General features: G+C 44.1%; 12 protein-coding genes, 2 pseudogenes and 2 CRISPR repeat arrays. Of the genes and pseudogenes, 1 reads left to right on the top strand and 13 read right to left on the bottom strand.

Features of this window, described 5'->3' with window-relative positions:
* The first annotated feature begins 545 nt into the window (after positions 1 to 545).
* A CRISPR array of direct repeats spans positions 546 to 2,016; the repeat unit is 28 nt; unit sequence TTTCTAAGCCATCTATGCGATGGATAAC.
* A 148-nt stretch (positions 2,017 to 2,164) separates the two neighbouring features.
* From cas6f (L5B90_RS06420) to L5B90_RS06480, 13 genes and pseudogenes are all read right to left on the bottom strand, one after another.
* Complete coding sequence (gene cas6f / locus L5B90_RS06420) at positions 2,165 to 2,761, bottom strand: type I-F CRISPR-associated endoribonuclease Cas6/Csy4 (RefSeq protein WP_265762419.1); 597 nt, start codon at positions 2,759 to 2,761, stop codon at positions 2,165 to 2,167.
* A 10-nt stretch (positions 2,762 to 2,771) separates the two neighbouring features.
* Positions 2,772 to 3,785 (bottom strand): type I-Fv CRISPR-associated protein Cas5fv, encoded by a 1,014-nt coding sequence (gene cas5fv / locus L5B90_RS06425; RefSeq protein ID WP_265762420.1) that lies wholly within the window; start codon positions 3,783 to 3,785, stop codon positions 2,772 to 2,774.
* 10 nt (positions 3,786 to 3,795) lie between these two features.
* Positions 3,796 to 4,761, bottom strand: a complete 966-nt coding sequence (cas7fv, locus tag L5B90_RS06430) for a type I-Fv CRISPR-associated protein Cas7fv (protein ID WP_265762421.1) — start codon at positions 4,759 to 4,761, stop codon at positions 3,796 to 3,798.
* 29 nt (positions 4,762 to 4,790) lie between these two features.
* A complete protein-coding gene (cas3, locus tag L5B90_RS06435) occupies positions 4,791 to 7,445 on the bottom strand; it encodes a CRISPR-associated helicase Cas3' (RefSeq protein ID WP_265762422.1) in 2,655 nt (884 codons plus the stop codon).
* 139 nt (positions 7,446 to 7,584) lie between these two features.
* Positions 7,585 to 7,821 (bottom strand): annotated as a pseudogene (locus tag L5B90_RS06440) (hypothetical protein); the annotation flags it as partial.
* A 247-nt stretch (positions 7,822 to 8,068) separates the two neighbouring features.
* Positions 8,069 to 8,305: pseudogene (locus L5B90_RS06445) on the bottom strand (helix-turn-helix domain-containing protein); the annotation flags it as partial.
* 94 nt (positions 8,306 to 8,399) lie between these two features.
* Positions 8,400 to 9,268: direct repeats of the CRISPR family, unit length 28 nt; unit sequence TTTCTAAGCCGCCTATGCGGCGGATAAC.
* Between the two features lie 148 nt (positions 9,269 to 9,416).
* Positions 9,417 to 9,989 carry a type I-F CRISPR-associated endoribonuclease Cas6/Csy4 gene (cas6f, locus tag L5B90_RS06450; RefSeq protein ID WP_265762423.1) on the bottom strand — a complete coding sequence of 191 codons (573 nt, stop codon included), beginning with the start codon at positions 9,987 to 9,989 and terminating at the stop codon, positions 9,417 to 9,419.
* Between the two features lie 2 nt (positions 9,990 to 9,991).
* Positions 9,992 to 10,999: a type I-F CRISPR-associated protein Csy3 gene (gene csy3, locus L5B90_RS06455; RefSeq protein WP_250363889.1), complete on the bottom strand. Its 1,008-nt coding sequence runs from the start codon at positions 10,997 to 10,999 to the stop codon at positions 9,992 to 9,994.
* A gap of 12 nt (positions 11,000 to 11,011) precedes the next feature.
* Positions 11,012 to 11,911 (bottom strand): type I-F CRISPR-associated protein Csy2, encoded by a 900-nt coding sequence (csy2, locus tag L5B90_RS06460; protein WP_250363888.1) that lies wholly within the window; start codon positions 11,909 to 11,911, stop codon positions 11,012 to 11,014.
* The gene (gene csy1 / locus L5B90_RS06465; protein ID WP_265762424.1) at positions 11,908 to 13,266 is read right to left on the bottom strand and encodes a type I-F CRISPR-associated protein Csy1; all 1,359 of its coding nucleotides are present in this window, start codon (positions 13,264 to 13,266) and stop codon (positions 11,908 to 11,910) included. Before csy1 ends, csy2 begins: the two co-directional genes overlap by 4 nt.
* Positions 13,267 to 13,624: 358 nt before the next feature.
* On the bottom strand, positions 13,625 to 16,951 hold the full coding sequence (cas3f, locus tag L5B90_RS06470) for a type I-F CRISPR-associated helicase Cas3f (RefSeq protein ID WP_250363886.1): 3,327 nt from the start codon (positions 16,949 to 16,951) through the stop codon (positions 13,625 to 13,627).
* On the bottom strand, positions 16,948 to 17,928 hold the full coding sequence (gene cas1f, locus L5B90_RS06475) for a type I-F CRISPR-associated endonuclease Cas1f (protein ID WP_250363885.1): 981 nt from the start codon (positions 17,926 to 17,928) through the stop codon (positions 16,948 to 16,950). Before cas1f ends, cas3f begins: the two co-directional genes overlap by 4 nt.
* Before the next feature lie 234 nt (positions 17,929 to 18,162).
* Positions 18,163 to 19,104: a GlxA family transcriptional regulator gene (locus L5B90_RS06480; protein ID WP_250363884.1), complete on the bottom strand. Its 942-nt coding sequence runs from the start codon at positions 19,102 to 19,104 to the stop codon at positions 18,163 to 18,165.
* A 180-nt stretch (positions 19,105 to 19,284) separates the two neighbouring features.
* Between L5B90_RS06480 and L5B90_RS06485 the strand changes: the two genes are divergently transcribed.
* A complete protein-coding gene (locus tag L5B90_RS06485; protein ID WP_250363883.1) occupies positions 19,285 to 20,136 on the top strand; it encodes an MBL fold metallo-hydrolase in 852 nt (283 codons plus the stop codon).
* Positions 20,137 to 20,182: the final 46 nt, after the last annotated feature.

Here is a 20,182-nt window from a genome sequence, read left to right on the forward strand (position 1 = left end):
TAGGCAGCAGTCAAAATGCCATTTGATTTGCTTTAGAAAGGTTAGGGATAACACGTAAAAAAAGACGTTAACCCATCCTCAAGCAAGTGCTGAGAAACGTGCCTCTTTTGTTAATAAATTTGAATTATTTGAAAAAATGGAAGAAAGATCATTTAGTTAGATCAAAGTGGTTTCAAAATGCAGGACAATAGACCATATGGCTACACCCAAAGAGTGTCAGCCTTGACTGAGTCACAAAAACTGACAACGTAAACATCAGAGTAATGCCATTGAAGCAGTGTTCAATCAACAGCTTTTTACTGTAGGCTTTATGATTGTGGTATCAATAATGATGTTTTTCATCACTGGTCAAACAGCGATTGCTTCCGCAACTTCGCGGTACTAAAGTCATTGCGATGGATAACTCGGATTTTCACAAACGTTCAGACGCAAAAGCATTGATAAAACCACGGGGTACACGATTCTCTGACTCCCGTCTTACAGCCCTAGCCTTAATCCGATTGAACGCACTTGGACTTGGAGTTACAGAAGAATAATAATTATGACTTCTAAGCCATCTATGCGATGGATAACATTCACCGCACTTTGTGCTTCGGCGATAAGCTGTTTCTAAGCCATCTATGCGATGGATAACCTTTTCAGTGAGTTTTTTACTTTGCCAATGTATTTCCAAGCCATCTATGCGATGGATAACACGAAAACATCCCGTGGTTAGTGGAGTATTTGTTTCTAAGCCATCTATGCGATGGATACCCCCCCGCTTTAGATGGGATGGATGAGGCAATGTTTCTAAGCCATCTATGCGATGGATAACGGGGACGACGTCCATCCCGAGCTTTTTCGTGCTTTCTAAGCCATCTATGCGATGGATAACGCTTTGACTAATTCAGATAATGCCCACTCATATTTCTAAGCCATCTATGCGATGGATAACGCCTCCACTTTTTGACGCTCACCGCCACGTTTTTTCTAAGCCATCTATGCGATGGATAACTTTCTAGGTTACAGTTACTGACACAAGTCCAATTTCTAAGCCATCTATGCGATGGATAACTTTATATTCCAATCGTGGAGTTACTAACTGATTTTCTAAGCCATCTATGCGATGGATAACCTCTTTCTGTTCTGTCTATGCAAGAGCAAAGTTTTCTAAGCCATCTATGCGATGGATAACGTGAATATCTTGATAATCGCTATTTAGAAAAATTTCTAAGCCATCTATGCGATGGATAACATCTTTGCCCATTTTTTTCAACACAGGGTCAGTTTCTAAGCCATCTATGCGATGGATATAACAGCGTTTTACAAAATATTGGCTTAAATAGTCATTTCTAAGCCATCTATGCGATGGATAACCAAGCCTATCCAATGTTAGAAGCCATTAAAGTTTTCTAAGCCATCTATGCGATGGATAACATTTACGGAGACCCAAGGCAGTAGAACCGAGATTTCTAAGCCATCTATGCGATGGATAACAAATTGCGAACCGCCGATATAAAACAGCAGACTTTCTAAGCCATCTATGCGATGGATAACTCATTCTTGGTTCTGTTCCACCGTAACCGTCATTTCTAAGCCATCTATGCGATGGATAACTCACTTGGGCGTACTCGCTAAAATTAAGTTCTTTTCTAAGCCATCTATGCGATGGATAACATCCCTTGCATACCCCGCAAATTTTTAGGATTTTTCTAAGCCATCTATGCGATGGATAACAACCTCATCATTCACGAGTAGGATTTACCACATTTCTAAGCCATCTATGCGATGGATAACGCTCCGCAAAGGCTTGAATGATGAAGATGCGTTTTCTAAGCCATCTATGCGATGGATAACCATCAACTGTTGAATATATTGTTTGCGGTTTTTTTCTAAGCCATCTATGCGATGGATAACGGGAAAAACTGTTTAATCAGCCATTTTTGATGTTTCTAAGCCATCTATGCGATGGATAACAAGCACAGCTACAAATAATGAAACAACGCGCATTTCTAAGCCATCTATGCGATGGATAACCTTAATTTTATCTAGAAAATTTAGCTATAACAATGTGTTATAGTAAATTTTGTAATTTACCCCATCATTTGTTTATTATTTATAACCTATTGTTTTTAATAAAATTATTAAAACGCCTTTGAAAAAGGGTATTTTAATTTTTAAGATCTCACCAAGAGGGTACCGTGCTGCTTTTATGGCTTAATCCATAGGTACTATAACCCCCCTTTACGGAATTATCTGCTCGTGTTTGCAGAATCACAAGCGGATAAGATTGTGCATTGCTCTCGCTTTTCATTCTGATAAAGGGCGGGTGAAGCTCTGCTCTGCGGTGAGTCTTGCAATGCGTCAGTGCCTCTTCATAGCTGATTTGGTGCCGTTTTGCGTGGGCTTTGGCCTGCTGGTCAATCGGGCGGAAGCGGTAGCGTTTAACCATAACTGGCACCGCATAGTCAGGCACGGCAGCTGGCTTTTTGATGTGGATATAGTCCGTCAATCTTGCCAGCCATTTTTCTACATTCAGCGTTGAAAGAGTGGCTTCATCTGGGGCGATGAGGCGAATTTTATTTCCAAGAGTTGCAAAGTGTTTATTATTTTTCTGCTCGTATTGATAATGAGGAAAACTTACACCAATAGGATTAGTCTTATGCTGATTATAAAGGTCAGCAAAAGCAATATGCAGCTGCTGATACAGTTTTTCCCAAAGAACCCTAATACTATAATCTTCATTATCTATTAAGGTAATCTCTTGATAAAACTTGGTCATCTTATCTCCTTTAAATAAATCGTATCGCTGACACATATGCCAAGCCTTTTTTTCCTAACGGAAAAGGACTAACACCTGCATTCTCTATCATACTTTTAAGTTCTTGAGCTTTATCTATATCAATATCAAGTTTGATGCTAAGTTGCCCACTTGCTTTGGTCAGGGAGTATTTAACCTCCCCTTCCCCCTTCTTAAATTCACTTCTTATATAGGGATTACCGTAAATAATTTTTTTATTTCCCGTTGTGTATTTCTCCATAAAATCTTTGGTCGTATGACCATTTTTAGAGATACCGCTAATACCGCCCCTTGCTGATTTAGCCGTTGCCATATCATATTTTTTTTCCAGCCGTTCAAGCTGTAAATATAAAGCTGAGCAATATAAAGGAAGAATGAGCAATTTACCTGCAGTATTGACTGACTTATACTCTTCTAGAAATTTCTTTTTTAATATTTCTGCTGCTTGCTGGGGTTTTCCTTCAAAAGGTATTGGCTTTGCTTTCTTAAGTAAATCAAGCCTTCCGATGATATGCACGGGATTAAGCGGTATTTCTGCTTTAACCTGAGTATCATTTAAAATAAATTCACACAACTCTTCTACAGAAAGTGCAAGCACACCCCAAAATGCTTGAGAATAATCCGATTGAAAGATGGGATCATTTGATTTAATCATACCCGTAAAGGCATTTTGATCAGTACTACCCTTGATGTTTCGGATATAGACAACTTCTTGGTTGACTGTTTGTATGTTGTCTTCAAAGCTGATTTTATCTTCAAGACTACGAAAATAATAGCAGCCACTTTGCTTTGCCTGATAAAGTTTTCTTTGATCGCCAATCAGGCGGCATAGCACACCCAAAACGGTATTTTGGGTGATTTCTCGCTGATGATAATTCTCCGCTTTCTTTAACTCAGTCATTGAAGCGATAAAATCTCTGCCTTTTTTCGGTAAAGACTCATCGTTACTGCCATTAAGGAAAGAATTTCGCCAACTGGCTTCATAGTCAATCATAATTTCTAACATAGCAATACTCTTATTTGGTCTCTTTCGCTTCAAAATAAATAGCGTATGCTGATGTAGGCTGTGGATTGATTTCTTCAGGACTGCGCTTGATACGCATCATTTTATTGCTATCGTTGTAATCCACTTCAATTTCATCTACATACATATAGCCCTTAGCTTGGCGGATAGAGAGTTCACGAATCATTTCCAGTATCATCTCGACTAAGATTGCAATTGCATCTTGATTTAACAGAATACCAACTTCTCCCTCTTGATAAATGGTACCTTGACGGACGTAGTTAGGGTGGAATATGGCTTGAGGGTTGCGATGAGAGTCAGCATTTAGCGTCTTGATAAAATTGGTAATGGCTTGGGCGACTTTCTCTCCCTCAGTTTCTTTAATGACCATGGCACAACGGTCAAATTTTTTATCTAAAGAAATAAATTCCAATTGTTCGATGCTAAGCGATCCATAAGCAATATATTGGGTATCACCAAAAGTGGTTTTGGAAAAAAACGAAGAACTATCGCGCTCCCCTGCTTGGGCAAATTGCTCAAAATTGCCATTACCCAGCTGATCAATAAAATCTTCAATCAATAGCGGACTGGTACGCTTACATTGGCTTGCGGGTACAACATAACCACGAATTAAGCCTGTAAGAGAAGCCAATAGGGGGATCAAATCTTTCTCTTTTTCAGAGGCAAAATGTAAGTCATAAGCTTGTTCACGAAAAAGATGGTGGCGGATACAATTCTGGCTGATATAAAGCGGTGTTTCTTTAAAATCAATATCAGTCGCTTCTTTTTTGTATTTATATCCCGTTTCATCTTTTATTCTTCCCGTTAGGTTGCTGTAACCGCGCAGTTTAGGTAAGGTATGATTATCAACAGAACGCCCTTCATTGCTCAATGTTGTAGGTCCGTTCCAATTGACAACACCATGCCCATAAGCAGTAATTTTAAAATCAACAGATTTAATGCCTTCAATTTTTTTCATTATCTATCTCCTTATTAATAAATGATATTTTATTTTTCATATGCCGACTTTATATTGTCAATATTCATGATGCCAACAGGCTGCTTCGTGGTTTTGACGTAATAAATTGCTAAACTATGAGGGTCTCCCCCAATAGCCCTTAAATCATCAGGGGTATAACTTAAATAGATGGGGGACTCTGGTGAGCGCGCTTGATTGAGTAAGATAAAGTCTTTATAAATTTTTTTACCGCCTTTAATATTGTGATGTTTTTGCTGCATAAAAGCCAATAAGTTCTTACCGCTATCACCATATCCTTCAATACGCTCTCTGCTTTCAGTCAACGACGCGTCAATTGCTGCTTCTACGTTATCTTCTTCATAAGCGTATTCATTGCAAATATGCGGGTTAAGCTGTTCATCAACAAAACACACTGCCATTTGCACAAAGCGATTATCACCACGCAGTGAATTTTTTGCGATTTTCGGTGCGGTTGGCTGCTTACGTTTTGGTGCAATGCTAATGGGATCTAAAACCTTTTGATTAATAAGCGACACGCTATGTTTTAATAATTTTTCTATATCTTGTTCAATTTCTGATTGTATCTTTTCATTTTGGTAGAAAGAAGCATACAGTGCATAAAGCTCGTTGAGTGAATAGTCTTTTCCCTCATCTAAATTGTTTTTGAGATAGTTTAGCCAGCAGTAGGTACTACGCCAAGTATGTAATTGGTTTAAGAATTTAGCTGTTTGACTGGTTTGTTTACCGTTCTCACTGCTTTTAGGTATCACGGTGATATAGGGATTGGGGGTGTTATTTTTTCCAAAGCGATCTAACCGACCAAGGCGTTGCAGCCAATTTTCTGCCGTTGTTATTTCAGTCAGCATTTTATTACAACTGATATTCAGTGAGGCTTGTACAATAGGACCGCTTCTTAAAGTTTGATATTTTTTAGAGCCATTTTCTTTAAAATTTTTAAAGGTCTCATCAAACCAATAAGCTTTATCGGTTTTGCTATATTTTGAATGTAAAAGGATATTGTTTTCATCACATTGATGATGAAGAAATCCGTATTGTGCATCTTTAGCAGTATTGGTAATAACAAAGGTTTCTGTTTCATCCTGTTTTCTACTAATAAGCGGATTTGCTTCATTGGCATCATCATAGCTTTCAAAAAGAATTTGATAACGTGATAGATTAAAACTTGGTATAGATACCATTTTATGCTCAGGAATACCAAGAAATTCTTTGATAAAAAAATAATTTGGAGTCGCAGAAATAAGCAGAGTATCACTGTTTGTTCCAGTCGCTTTTTTGGCTTCTATGAGCTCGGCAAATAGAAGATTAAATGCGGGCAGTGTCATTATTTCATGAAATTCATCAAAAATAATATGCTGCTTCATAAAGTTAAAGATGGAAGTAATTTTATTATGAGAAATAATATTATTAACAATTTGATCAATGGTTGTAATAACAATATCACCACTAAAGTAACTGTCTTCTGGGGTATCTGGACTGTCGATAATATTGCCGTTACCTGTCAGAATCTTTTTGTACTCGCCAGTAAAGAGTTCAATTTGGGCATTAGGAAGATAATCAGCTTGGGTTAGGTCATGTACCAAGCCAAGGCACACTTGTACACGTGGACAAATCCAAATAATTTGTTTTGCATCCGTTTTCAATGCCCACTCCAAGGCAATTTTGGTTTTGCCACAGCCAGCTGGGCCTTGTAGCACAGCGATGTTATCTTCTTCGTTAAATAGTGCACGCTTTTTAATTTCTATTAGTTTATTAACAGCTTCACTTTGAGAGAGATTGCGTTGGCTATTTGGAAAACGGCGTTCAAATTGAGTCAAACAACTATGGATATGATCTTTTAATATGGTCTCACTTTCGATATCAATTAAAGTGTCTAAGCTATTTTCAGCAATGCATTCGGCAAGTTCTTCTGCGCTTTGTGCTGAAATAATCCGATCTGCACTAATGACCGCAGTTCGGATTAAATTATTATGTGCGTTTATCTTAACATCTTGGCGGTATTCTTCTAGCTTATCAGCCAAATCATCATAGCTTTTATAAGGCGGTAAGGATATTTGCTGTAAATCGTAGTTTTTCTGCCAATGGATGGGAAAGTATTGACTGCCGATTGACTCCATGTCTTTTAATAATTGTAGTGTCTGCTGATAAAGTGCATTGATACCATCTGGCAGATTTTTATTCAGTATTTTTTCAATGCCTCTTGGCTGTTCAAATAATTTTCCTTCTTTGCGAAATGTCCGTGTGTGATGCCAGTAAACGGTATGCATAATTTGATTTTTTTGACTGTCATTCAATGTTAATGCGTCAGTATTTAAAAGACTTTGGGTTAAAAGCCAAGATATTTCATTATGCCGTGGGTGTTTTTCAAAACTAAATGCACTAAATCCTTTATGACTGGCATCAATATGCTCACCATCTTCAGAAATAATAAACTCATCTCGGCTATCTTCATCTAAAGATTTAATCTTTTCCGTTACCCATCTCTGAAATTTTGGGTCAAGTTTGCCAATATCATGTAACAATCCCGCATAAAAGGCAGCCTCAATCAGTTTAGGCTGTGTTAACCCCATCATTTCCACTAGCTTAGCAGCGAGATAGCCTACAGCATAAAGATGGTGGCTGAGTAATTGTCCTTTGGTGTTAGCGTAAGCTTGATTAGCAGACATAGTTATTTTCTCCATAATAACGGGTTGATTGGTGTAATTAACAGGAACAATGCCTAATTCATTAAATTTACGTCTGTTGCCAATAATAAAAAGCAGTTCTGTGGTATGGCTGGTGCGGTTGCGGTGGCAGCCAGCTGATTTCCGTGCCTGCAAAGAGCGGAGTGCCGCCACCGCCGCAAAAACCGACCAAAGCACCAGCCTGAGCCAATACACGCATAGCGACTTGTGTGATAGAGGTGCCTGTCCCCAGTAAGATAACGGTTGTATTGGCAATGGGAATATTGTAATAGAGATTGGCACGCTTGCTATGCAGAATGATTTTGAGATCGGAAGCATTGAATCCAGATGCCTGATAACGGCTTAGTGTATGAGGCATAAAGGCTCCTTTTGAATTTTTGACAACCCTATTTTCTGTTAATACTTATTCTTTATACAACATATTTTGCCGTAACTCACGGAGCTGGCGAAGAATACCGACTAAAACCTTTTGATGTCACTTTAGTCTATCAAAGTGCTATTTCCCCCAAAAAACAGATTAAGACTTTCGCCATTCCATATTTAGCATAATTATTTTATGATGTACTGCTTTAACGCTCAAATCATTCTCATCCCCCCCCCCGCCGCTACGCTCTCGGGCTTAGGCGGTGTTTCTTTCTAAAATGCTGGCGAAAGGCGGTGGCAGAGTGAAAGCCGATTTTGCTCACAATGTGTTCAATGCCCAAATCCGTGCTTTCTAACAGCTGCCGTCCACGCTGAAGACGCTGGGCAATCAGCCACTCAGTCAAAGACACACCTGTGGCTTGGCGAAAATGGCGGGTAAAGGTGCTTCGGCTCATATTCAGACGCTTTGCCAGTGCGTCAATATAATCATTTCCATAGATGCGTCTGTCTGTTAAATATGGTTGCTTTTACAACGGCTCACCTCCGCTTATTACGAAAGAATAATAATTATGATTTCTAAGCTATCTATGCGATGGATAACAAGTGCGGTGAGATTTAGCCACGTTTTAAACTTTTCTAAGCCATCTATGCGATGGATAACGGTAAACTAAATAAGGTAATCCTCCGCACTTTTTCTAAGCCGCCTGTGCAGCGGATAACGGCGGACGTATTGGTTTTCTGCACCCAGTCACTTTCTAAGCCGCCTATGCGGCGGATAACATTCTGATTTTGCTTGTCAAACCAAAACATACTTTCTAAGCCGCCTATGCGGCGGATAACAAAATATTACAATTGCAAATAATATTATAAAATTTCTAAGCCGCCTATGCGGCGGATAACCTGCTATTTGTTGTCACCAAATTAAGTACGGTTTTCTAAGCCGCCTATGCGGCGGATAACAGCATTAACGCACCACTTGCGGCAACGGCTGCTTTCTAAGCCGCCTATGCGGCGGATAACTACATCAACCAACAAATGAAAAAAGAAATTATTTTCTAAGCCGCCTATGCGGCGGATAACGTGCAGTCTGCTTAGGCTGGTGTCGCGGGGGTATTTCTAAGCCGCCTATGCGGCGGATAACTTGGCTGGTATTACCACCACTATCGCCCCTGTGTTTCTAAGCCGCCTATGCGGCGGATAACATGATTTATAGATTGGATTACTGTGGTTGGCTTTTCTAAGCCGCCTATGCGGCGGATAACGTCAAATGGTGGAACATATCGCCATTGCGTGCTTTCTAAGCCGCCTATGCGGCGGATAACAAAATGCGCCACGCATTCACTTGCTCATACAGTTTCTAAGCCGCCTATGCGGCGGATAATTGTCTAACGCTGCCATTAATTGCCCCATATAATTTCTAAGCCGCCTATGCGGCGGATAATTGCAATTTTTGCCGTGCAAATGCCCTAGCTGCAAAGGTTTGCACCGATTTTATTGTGTTTACCCCATATTTTTCTCCTTATTTTTAACTCATTGTTTTTGTTTGATTTGTTAAATTGCTCGCAAAAAAGGGTCTGCTACCTGAAATGCTCACCAATGCGGTACGGTGCTGCCTTGATGGCTAAGCCCATAGCTGTTGTAGCTGCCATGAACGGCGGCATCAGCTGTTTTTTGCAGAATTACAAGCGGATAGGGTTGGGCGTTGGTCTCACTCGTCATTCTGATAAAGGGCGGGTGAAGCTCTGCTCTGCGGTGGGTTTTGCAATGCGTCAGTGCCTCTTCATAGCTGATTTGGTGCCGTTTTGCGTGGGCTTTGGCCTGCTGGTCAATGGGGCGGAAGCGGTAGCGTTTAACTGTAACTGGCACTGCGTGGTTAGGCACGACAGCTGGCTTTTTGATGTGGATATAGTCCGTCAATCTTGCCAACCATTTTTCTAAATTCAGCGTTGCAAGGGTCGCCTCATCTGGAGCGATGAGGCGGATTTGATTGCCGAGGCTATGCTGCCCCAGTTCATAGCGGGGAAAACTCACCCCGATGCGGTTCACGCTTTCACGGTTCTGCACATCAGCCAAACCAATGTGCAGTTGTTTGTAGAGGGCTTCCCAAAGGGCGTGCAGCGGTATTTCTGCTGAGGGAAGCAGGGTAAGCTCTTGGTAAATCATGGTTACTCCTTACCGCTTTCACCAAAGACGCCGCCACGGATAAGAATCGCGATAACGTAGTGTTGCTCATCTTTTTTGGGGGCTTTGCCTTCTTTTATCCAAGGGTCAAACAGGCTGTAAAAATCTTGTTTGTCTTTTGGCTGGCGGTAGGCGGTTCCCAGTGTGGTAACCGCACCATAGGGTTCGGCGGCAATGGGGAATGCTGCGTTGGGATACCAGTTATCTATGGTGCGGATGGCATTGCCAATTTTTTGCGAATGGATACCTGCTTGGTTTTGTTCACGTCCGACTGTGTAGAGGATTTTGCTTTTGTTTTTGCCCGTGTCTAGCACCAGTTCTTGGCTTGGGAAGACTTCTTGTCCGTTGCCGATGTTGGCTTGGGCTTCAACCTGCAAGAGGGTAAAGGCTTTGCCATTAAATCCTGCTTCTATCCAAGCGGCAAGCTTTGTCAAATCTGGGCTTTCAAAGTCAAAATCATTGAGCGAAATATCACGGGCTTGGTTAAAGGTTAAGGTGTCCTCACCGTTTTTGATGGTTACGGTGATGCTTTCGGCACCGATACGGTTACGCCACAGCCAACGGGCGTTAATCAGGTTGATGGCATAGCGTTTGGCAAGTTCGGCAAAACCTTGTTCTTGTTTGTACTGGGCAACGGTTTCTTCTAATGCTGCCTGAAAGTCTTGGTTGTTGCAGACACTGGGTTTGCCCGTAAAGGGTAAGATTTTGCAGGTAAAGCTGGCAATGAGGGTATCGCAGTCTTCATTTAAGAAGGCGGCATCTACACGCTGCAGGTTGGCTTTTTCAATTTCTGCATCAAGTTTCGCAGGGTTGCTGGCAATCGCATTTTTTAAGCGGTTGCTGATAGTGCCGCGTACGGATTTTTCTCGCACGATAACGGGTTCTTTGAGTGCGTTTTCTTTTTGGCTGTTCGTTTGCCAGAGATAGGCGTCAGAAATATCAATTTTGCGTTCAAAGGCGAGTACGGTAACTTTGCTGTTAATTTTTGCCATGATGTTTTCCTCTTAAGGCTGTTGGACAAGATAAAGATGGTGTTCGGCATCATAGGTTTGATACCAAAAGGCGTGTTGTAAGTCGGCAATACGGTTCGGGAAGACCCATTTGCCAAGACTGTAAATGGTTTCAACGTATTGTGCTGGGTATTCGGGGTTGCGGCTGTTGTTGAGTTTGCCTGCTGCTATCACAGGGCTGATGCCTTGATAGCCAACGGGAATCGGCACAAGCCAGCCACGTCCTGTTTTAATGCTTTCACTGTGCCATGTACCGTCATCATCTGGAATTTGGTGGATAACAGCGGTTTCAATCAGCGCATCAAGGGGCGAGAGCTGTTTTTCTTCGCAAATGGCGGTCAGTTCTTCGTGGGCATTCATCAAAATGAAAGCAGGCAGAAAATCTTTTTTGCATTCATTGATGGTTGGGCTGTAGCTAACAGGGGCTTTGGCATCAATGCCAACCACGCTGCCGCCAGCTATCCGCTGCTGCTGAATTTTTTCAGCGATAAAACGCTTTAAGCCGTCCATCTGCTGCTGTTCAAGGCTGCCGTAAATGCCAATGGCAAGGCTGACGGTAAGATGGCAGCGTCCTGATTCAATAATGGCGGCACTGCTGCCGTCTTTTAAAATCGGATTGCGTGTTTGGTTAAAACTGTAGTTGCTGTAACGGCTTTTTCGGTAACGCTGGATATGGATATCACGGCAGGCAATCAGCGTGCCATCTAACCGCAGATGGGAAAAATCTTGGCTTTGGGCAAGGGTGCGGCTTAAGGCATGTACGGCACCGACAAAGCCGCTGATGGCAGGGAATCCATAGGTGAGCGGACTTGACAAGGTGTTGGCATTCTCAATACGCAAATTTTTAATAATCAGGTAGCCTGCCTGCGGATAATTGGGGTAAATGTGGCTCATTGAAATACTCCTTCACCAAGACGCTGTGAGGCTTTGATGGCATCTTCAATCGCAGTTTTCCAATACAGATATTCTGGTGTACCAAAATCACTGCTTTGGATTTGGCTGTCTTTTTTAAAGATTTCTTTCAGGCTGCTTTGCAGCCAATCGGCAAATTGTTCAGCAACAGCATTTTGCCAGTCCTCTTCTTCACGGTCTTGCTGGTGGTCTTCATCGGGATTGTTTGGGTCAAGCCAGAGGCTTTGCTCGAAATTAAGTTTGCTATCTTCGCTCCAGCCTGCAGGCTGCTGCTGTATGGTGGCTGCGATGGCAAAGGTTTCCATCAGGATTTCGGCAAGCAAATCATCACGCTGTTCACGCAAAGAAACATTGTTGCGTCTGTCTTTGATAATTTCAGCCAGGCTTTTGATTTTATAACGCATTTTATGGCGGTAAGCACGGCTTTTAAATAAGCTGCTGTCGTACTTGGTAAGCTGCACCGTTCCAAATGCCCGTTTTTGAAAAATAGGCGGAATAGACGACAGAAGATATTGGCGGCCGCCCTGACGGCTGTTAAGCAGGCTGATGTTTTGTGGCTTGGTGCCGCCAAGCTGGGTTGCGGCAAGATCCAGCAGTTCTTGATAAGGTACTTGCGGTTTGTCTGGGTGTTTGTAGCGGTTTTCGCGTGCGGTTTTTTGCTCATCGCTATAACGGCGGTGATTAATGTTGAGATAGACCTCATGGGTTAATTTGGAAGGGTGCAGCGGTACCAGTGTGCAATATTCGTTTTCATCGGGGTTGATTGCCCAGAGTATTTGCTTGTTGCGTTCGTGGGTACTTGGCGCATCGGGCTGGGCGGTTAAGTAGTAGTAAAATACTTGCTGATAGTGTTCAGAACGTGCGGAATCTGTACCAAAACAGCCGTGAAGTGCAGGCAGTTGGGCAAGAATCACATCACGCATCAGGTATGACCCGCTGACAGGCTGCTCAAAAAACGCAGCTAACGGCAGTGCGGCGGCATTACCGCTGGCATCAAGCTGTGTACTGTCTATGCTGTGCGTGCCGATATAGCCGTGTGCTGGGCTGCTGCTAAAGATAATGTTGTCGCCTTTGGCATCGCTGTGAATGCCTTTAGAGGTGTGGGTGCCAAAATTTAACTGCCCCGCCATTTTTTCAGCTGCCTGAAACCAATGGTCAGCTTGGTATTTTTCTTGAATCGGACGCAGGGCTTCACGGGCTTCGGCAATGGCGATGGGATCATTTTCTTGCTCGGCTTTGACAAGCTGTTTTTGTTCTTTTTCGCTTTTCTTGTGGTATTGGGCAGTTAAAAAGGTGTTGATTGCCTCTTTAATCTGCTCGGCGGTAATGGTGTTCATAGAGGACCTCGTTTTTAATCTGCTTGATGGTGTGCATCCTAACCCAAAGAAATTTTCTTTTCAATCCATTGTTTTTTTATTTTTTAAATACTTTTATGTTATAATAGAAACCCATTGTATAGATGGCTTAGTAAATTGTATTTTTGTTTTTCATTTAGCCACCGCATAGGTGGTTTTTTTCATAAGTTGCTTAAGTCTAGAGTTTGATCAATAGCTTAAGCACCGCTTTTGTTCTTATAGATTGGTTCAAATAACCTTTTTAAACCATTGTATTTCGCTATCTGGCTTTTTGAACAAAGCACGGCAAAGCAGTTTTTTAGCTGTTCTTTTGATGGCTTATTGAGTATCCATTTCCTTTTTACTCATTTTCCCAGCAGCCAAAGTATTCATGAAAATACCAAGCATGTTGTCTCTCTGGCAGGGTGATGCCGGCAAAGCGGATAACGGCGGTATTGGCAGAGATGCCCAGTTTGTCGCTTAATTGGCTGATTTGTGTTTTGAGTGAGGCGGTGAGCCATGGGGTGATGTTTTCATTTTTGTTTTCAAAAGGATAGGGTTTAATCACATCTTGGGCTGTTTTAGCACCCGAAAAACCATGGGCTTCAATTTGTTCTAGGTGATATGGCACATTGCCGCTGTCTTCGGGGCGGATAAGGTAGTCAGCTTCTTTTTCGCCTTGTCGGAATGGGCTTAGGCGAATCAGGTGGCAGTGCTGGCGGTTTAGGGTTTTAGGCTGCCAGTAGGCATTGACGATATTGATTTTGTCATTTTGCATCAGCTCAGCAAGCACTTGATGTTCTAGGTCGGATAGGCGGTTTTTGGGGTCGGGTTCGGCTGGCTTGATGATGCGGGGCTGGGCATCAATACGCTTGAGCTGTTCGGCAGGTATGAGGGTTTCACAATTGTGGCTGTTTAGGCGGTACTCGGCACTTTCATAGCCTGGGTGGATAAAGGCACAGTTTTCTTGTTTGATGCCACGGATATTGTGCTGCCAGATGCCAAGGTTGGGCATTTTGGGCTGCCTGTCAGGGCGGTGGCGGTTGATGCGTCCTGCCAGCTGAATGAGCGATCGCATGGAGCTGGGTTCGGCAATTGCCCAGTCGTAGTCGTGGTCGCGTCCGACTTCACAGACTGGGCTTGCCAGTACGATAAAGAGGTGATGCTTGGCGTTGGGATAAGCGGTAATCGCGGTTTTGATGGCTGGGTGGTTGGCAGGGTTGTTGCCGTTTTTGCGGTTTAAGATGGCATCAAGCTGTTGTTCCAGTTGGTTACGCAGTATGAGGGCTTGCCTGCTGTGATAGACGGCAAGGTGGATATGGGTGTCTTTGGCAAGACTGTCTTGTGCATACAGGGCAAGTGCGGTCTGCATGAGGGGGGTGATGTTCGCCATACGGATTAGCCCAATGCTGATGGTTTTTCCGTTTTCGTCAAAGTGGTGGCGATGATGGTAATCTGTTGCGTATTCAAGCAGTTGTTTGGCAATTGCAGGATAGAAGCGTTTGGGGTTTTTGCTTACTTTGGCGACCATCGGCAGGATTTCGCCTATCCGCTGTATGGGCTGCTGTTTCAGGCAGCGTTGGCGTTTTTCCAAAAAGCTTTGGTGGGATTGGCTGTGCTGGCGGGTGTCGGTGCAGGTGCTGATGCTGCTGTGGTTTTCATCACTCCATAGGCAGGGAATGGACGGTGCTGGCAGGTTAAAATATTGGTTGTAAATTTTGCGTCCTTCTAGGTAAGCGGTAAATAAGCCATACACTTGGTCGGGCTGTAAGGTGGCTGATGAGAGTATGATGCGGCTGCCGTATAGCCCTGCCAGATGCACAAGCCGTGTGAGAGCGGGCAGGTCGCTTTCGGAAAAGTCGTCTGGTTCATCAAGGATAAGGTCGCTTGAGAGCAATCGCAGGGTGGGAATGATGTAGTGTCCGCCACGAAGCTGTTCGCTGGCTTGCATGAGGTGGTCAATGGTGCAGCTGACAATAGGGCTGTAGAGCAGCTGCTGGGCTTTTTCTTGCTGGGTGAGTACGCCAAGCCCAAGTACGTCAAAATCTGATGGCTCAAAGCGGCTGTCCACATAGCTGTCAATTAGTGATTCGGCAGAGAGGCTGCCGTTTTCTTCGCTGTCTTCTTCGGTTTTTTGATTAAGTTCAAAAAGCTGTTTGTTGGCTCGTCCGCCCACCAAGACGGCGAGTTCTTTTTCGCTTAAGCCAAGGTCTTGTCGCAGGCTGGCACCTGTCTGCAAGGTGAGTGTCCGCAGTCCTAGGGCAATGGTAAAGCGTGCCCCTTGATGTGTATCGGCCAGTGCATAGGCAATGCGGGCGTTGGCGATGGTTTTGCCGCAGCCAGTAGACGCCATATTAATGGCAAAAAAGCCATGGGTTTGGCTTTGTCCGCGGACTTCTCTTGCCCGTTTGAAGGCTTGGTTTTGCCATTGAAATCTTGCATTTGCGGTGTTTTTAGCAAGGCTGTCGCGGTCTTTGAGTTTGGGTAAGGCTGCCTGAATAATGGGCAAGGCTTTGGCGACACGTCCGCAATAGTCCGCTACGCCAAGCAGATGTTCGTCAAGGGCTTGTTTGGTTTCTTTGGTTTTGCGGTCGGTGTTGGCGATAAGTTTATCCTGCCAATCGGTATCGCCTGACACGCGTTGTTTGCTGTCTTTGGGTAGTGAAGAGTAGTTGTGGTCGCCCGTCATCAGGATTAAGCGGGAAAGATTCAGCAGTAAGGGATTGTTGATGGGGCTTTTTTGCTGGCTTAATGCGGTCAATTTGGAGTCGTTTTTGGCTTTTTGGGCAAAGCGTTTAAGCTGCTTCTGCAAGGTTTTGTTATGCAGAACAAGGTGTTCAAATTGCCAGTTTTGCTTTAAGTTTGCAGTTATTTGGGGGTTATGCACCCAATGATTGATGGCACGCAAGCTTTTATAAAAATCTTGAGCAGAGACGTTGTAGTATGAATGACCTGCCTGCCGCATTTCCTTGATGGCGTTGGTGGTGTAGCCATCACCGCTGGCATCTGTGTCTTGCAGCCGTGGCAGGGGCGGCAGACGGTGATGGGTAACAATCAGCCAGCCAATCCATTGGGCAAGCGGCGGCAGATTCTGTATATTGGCGTAGCCATAATCGCTTGTTTCAAATGCAGGCTTATGGTTAGCAAGATAATGGTCTAAATGGATTAAGCGGTCAAATACGGCTTCATCGGTTTGACAGTCAGCAACGAGCCATAGAAAGAGTTTTAACGATACCCATTCATGGCGGTAGGGTTCGCCTTTTGTGGCGGTTTGCCCTTTGAGTTTCTGCTGGAAACCTAAATTGGATTTGCCAATATCATGCAGTAGGGCGGCAAGGGTTGTAATGATTTGTATGGCGGTGAGATATTGCCAATCGTTTTCCCATTCTTGATGCATGATATTTCTCTTGGTGTAATTAACAGGAACAATGCCTAATTCATTAAATTTACGTCTGTTGCCAATAATAAAAAGCAGTTCTGTGGTATGGCTGGTGCGGTTGCGATGGCAGCTGACGGCGGTGGATTTGGTGGCACTTTGACGCAGCAGAGCGGCAACGGTATTAAGCCCTTCTTGGGTGATGGCTGTCTGCCAAACGTTATCGCCAATGCGGTTGGCAAAGCTATCGAGTATGCGGCGGGTGCGTTTTAATGCTTTCTTTTCGCATTGGCTGACAAAGGTAACAATCATGCTGCCTCCCAATCGGTTTTTAAAGCCAGTGCTTTTATCAGGTCAAATTGGGTATCTAAGGCATTATGTTTGATGAATTGATTTAAGCATTCTTGGCGAAATTGCTGTTCGCTTAGGTTGTCGGCAGCAGCAATAAAGGCAAGCGGTAAGACTAGTGCGTCTTTGATGATGTCGGCAATATCAAAAACGAGCGCACCGCGTCTTGTTTTTCCGTGCATCACGGCAAAACCGTGCGGAATGCCCAGCACCCATGCGGTTGTTGCGCCCAGCCCGTAGGCAAGATAATTGCCGTGATTTAAAAAGCGGTTGGCTTTGTCGATGCCGTCATGTTCGCGGCTAAAGCCTTCTTGTTTGGTACAGCTTGCGGCGGCTTTATAAAGGGCTTTGGTCAGATGCGCTTCATGTTGGAACAGATGCGTTACGCTGCTTTGTTGGGCAATGGTGTTTCGGGCAGTTTCAATGGTGTGCAAAATCGCAGAAGCATTAAATCCACGGGCAATGAGTTCACGGTCTTTTTGCCAAATGGTTAATAGATAATCCATGCGTGCAGTTTGCAGTATTTTTGCTGCCTGAAGCCGTTTATTATCGTCCCACCACCATGAAAGCCAGCCTTGTACATATTCCGTTGGGCGGTATTCACTTTGCGGTGTGAACCAGCTGATTTCCGTGCCAGCAAAAAGTGGCGTTCCGCCACCGCCGCAAAAGCCGACCAATACACCAGCCTGAGCCAACACACGCATTGCTGCTTGCGTGATAGAAGTGCCTGTCCCCAGTAAGATAACGGTTGTATTGGCAATGGGAATATTGTAATAGAGATTGGCACGTTCATCTTCGGTGAGATAAAGAACACGGCCGTCTTTTTGCATCACGCGGCAATATTCCAAGTAATACATATTGGCGCGCTTGCTATGTAGAATGGTTTTGAGATCGGAAGCATTGAATCCAGATGCCTGATAGGGGCTTAGTGTATGAGGCATAAAGGCTCCTTTTTAATTTTTGACAACCCTATTTTCTGTTAATACTTGTTCTTTATACAACATATTTTGCCGTAACTCACGGAGCTGGCGAAGAATACCGACTAAAACCTTTTGATGTCACTTTAGTCTATCAAAGTGCTAATTTCCCCAAAAAATAGATTAAGACTTTCGCCATTCCATATTTAGCATAGTTATTTTATGATGTACTGCTTTAACGCTCAAATCATTCTCATCTCACCCCAACCCCCTCCGCCACGCTCTCGGGCTTACGCGGTGCTTTTTTCTAAAATGCTGGCGAAAGGCGGTGGCAGAGTGAAAGCCGATTTCGCTTGCAATGTGTTCAATGCCCAAATCCGTACTTTCTAACAGCTCCCGTCCACGCTGAAGACGCTGGGCAATCAGCCACTCGGTCAAAGACACACCTGTGGCTTGGCGAAAATGGCGGGTAAAGGTGCTTCGGCTCATATTCAGACGCCTTGCCAGTGCGTCAATACGGTAATCCTGCTTAAGGTTTTGCTGCATTTGTGCCAGCAGTTCGCTCATGTTTTCGCTTGGGCTTAGGCGGGCGATGGGCTGCTCGATAAATTGTGCCTGTCCGCCTTCACGGTGCGGTGAAACCACCAGTATGCGGGCGATTTGGTTGGCGATTTTCACCCCGTACGTTCTGCGAATGATGGCAAGACAGCAGTCAAGGGCGGCCGCCGTGCCAGCAGAGGTCATCAGGCTACCTTGCTCAATGTAGATGGCTTCAATACTCAGTTTAACGGCAGGAAAACGCTTGGCAAAATCCGCTTCACCCAGCCAATGAGTGGTCGCCTCTTTGCCGTTTAGCAGTCCGCTGTACGCCAACAAATAAGCACCGTAACAAAGCCCTGCAACCAAAGCCCCACGTTGATTGGCTCGGATAAGTGCCTGTTTTAAGGCATCGCTGGGCATTTTTTCAGGCTGCCAGCCAAAGGCAATCACCATATCGGCCTGCTCAAGCAGGCGTAAATCGCCGTCAGCAGGCACATAAATGTCGTTTTCTCCATAACAGCAGTCGGGATTTTCTGCAACAATTTTCAGATGAAACAGTGGCTTATCATCAACATTGAGCGAAAAAACACGGTGCGGTATGGCAAATTGAAAGGGGTTAAAATCAGGATACAGCAGCAGGGCAACAATCGGTGCGGTCATTTTTTTCTCACTTTTTGAGCCAATTCTTTCGGTTTTTGAAAGATTGGTCAATATTTTTGTTTTTCAAGAAGATGGATAATGCTCGTTCTTGAAAAAGATGGCATTTCACCCGCCATTTTGATGATTTTTCACCGCCCGATGCTTCATTTTTAGCATGGGCAATCGATTTAAGGAATCACGATGCGTACCAAAACTTTACTTGCCACTGCCCTTTTGGGGGCGTTATTGAGCGTTCAGGCTTACGCCAGCGACAGCTATCAGCATATCCGCAACGCCACCGCAAAAGTCAGCTATGCAGGACAGACGTTTTTGATTGACCCGATGCTTGCCAAAAAAGGGGCGTATGAAGGCTTTGCCAACACGCTAAACAGTCAGCTGCGTAACCCTTTGACCGAACTGCCGATGCCGATGAATGAGGCTTGGCAAGGGGTAACGGCGGTTGTGGTTACCCATACCCATCTTGACCACTGGGACGAGGCAGCACAAAAATATCTGCCTAAAGATTTGCCAATTATCGTGCAAAATCAAGATGATGCGAAACTGATTCGTGAACAGGGATTTAATGATGTGCGGGTGTTAAACGAGACCTTGAAAATTGGCGATGTCAGCCTGCACAAAACAGGCGGTGCTCATGGCACCAAAGAGATGTATGCGGTCGCACCGCTTGGGCAATTGCTGGGCGATGCGATGGGCGTGGTGCTGCGTGCCAAAGACCGTAAGACGCTTTATATCATGGGCGATACGCTCTGGACGGCTGATGTCAATAAGGCACTCATCAAATATAAGCCCGATGTTTTGGTGATGAATACGGGGGCGGCAAGGGTCAATGGCTTTAATGAAGGCATTATCATGGGTAAAGAAGACGTCGCCCACGCCCATCAGTCCATGCCCAAGGCAAAAATCATTGCCGTGCATATGGACGCGGTCAATCACGGTGCGGTGAGCCGTCAAGCAATGCGTGCTTTTGTGCAAAAATCTGGGCTGAAAGATTGGGTTACCGTGCCAGAAGATGGGGAAAGTGTGAAGTTTTAAAATAGGGGCGTTTAAGGGTGAAATAAGGCAAGACGGTTTGACGCAG

Origin of the sequence: Avibacterium sp. 20-129, from assembly GCF_026226845.1 — a bacterium.
Lineage (GTDB): Bacteria > Pseudomonadota > Gammaproteobacteria > Enterobacterales > Pasteurellaceae > Avibacterium.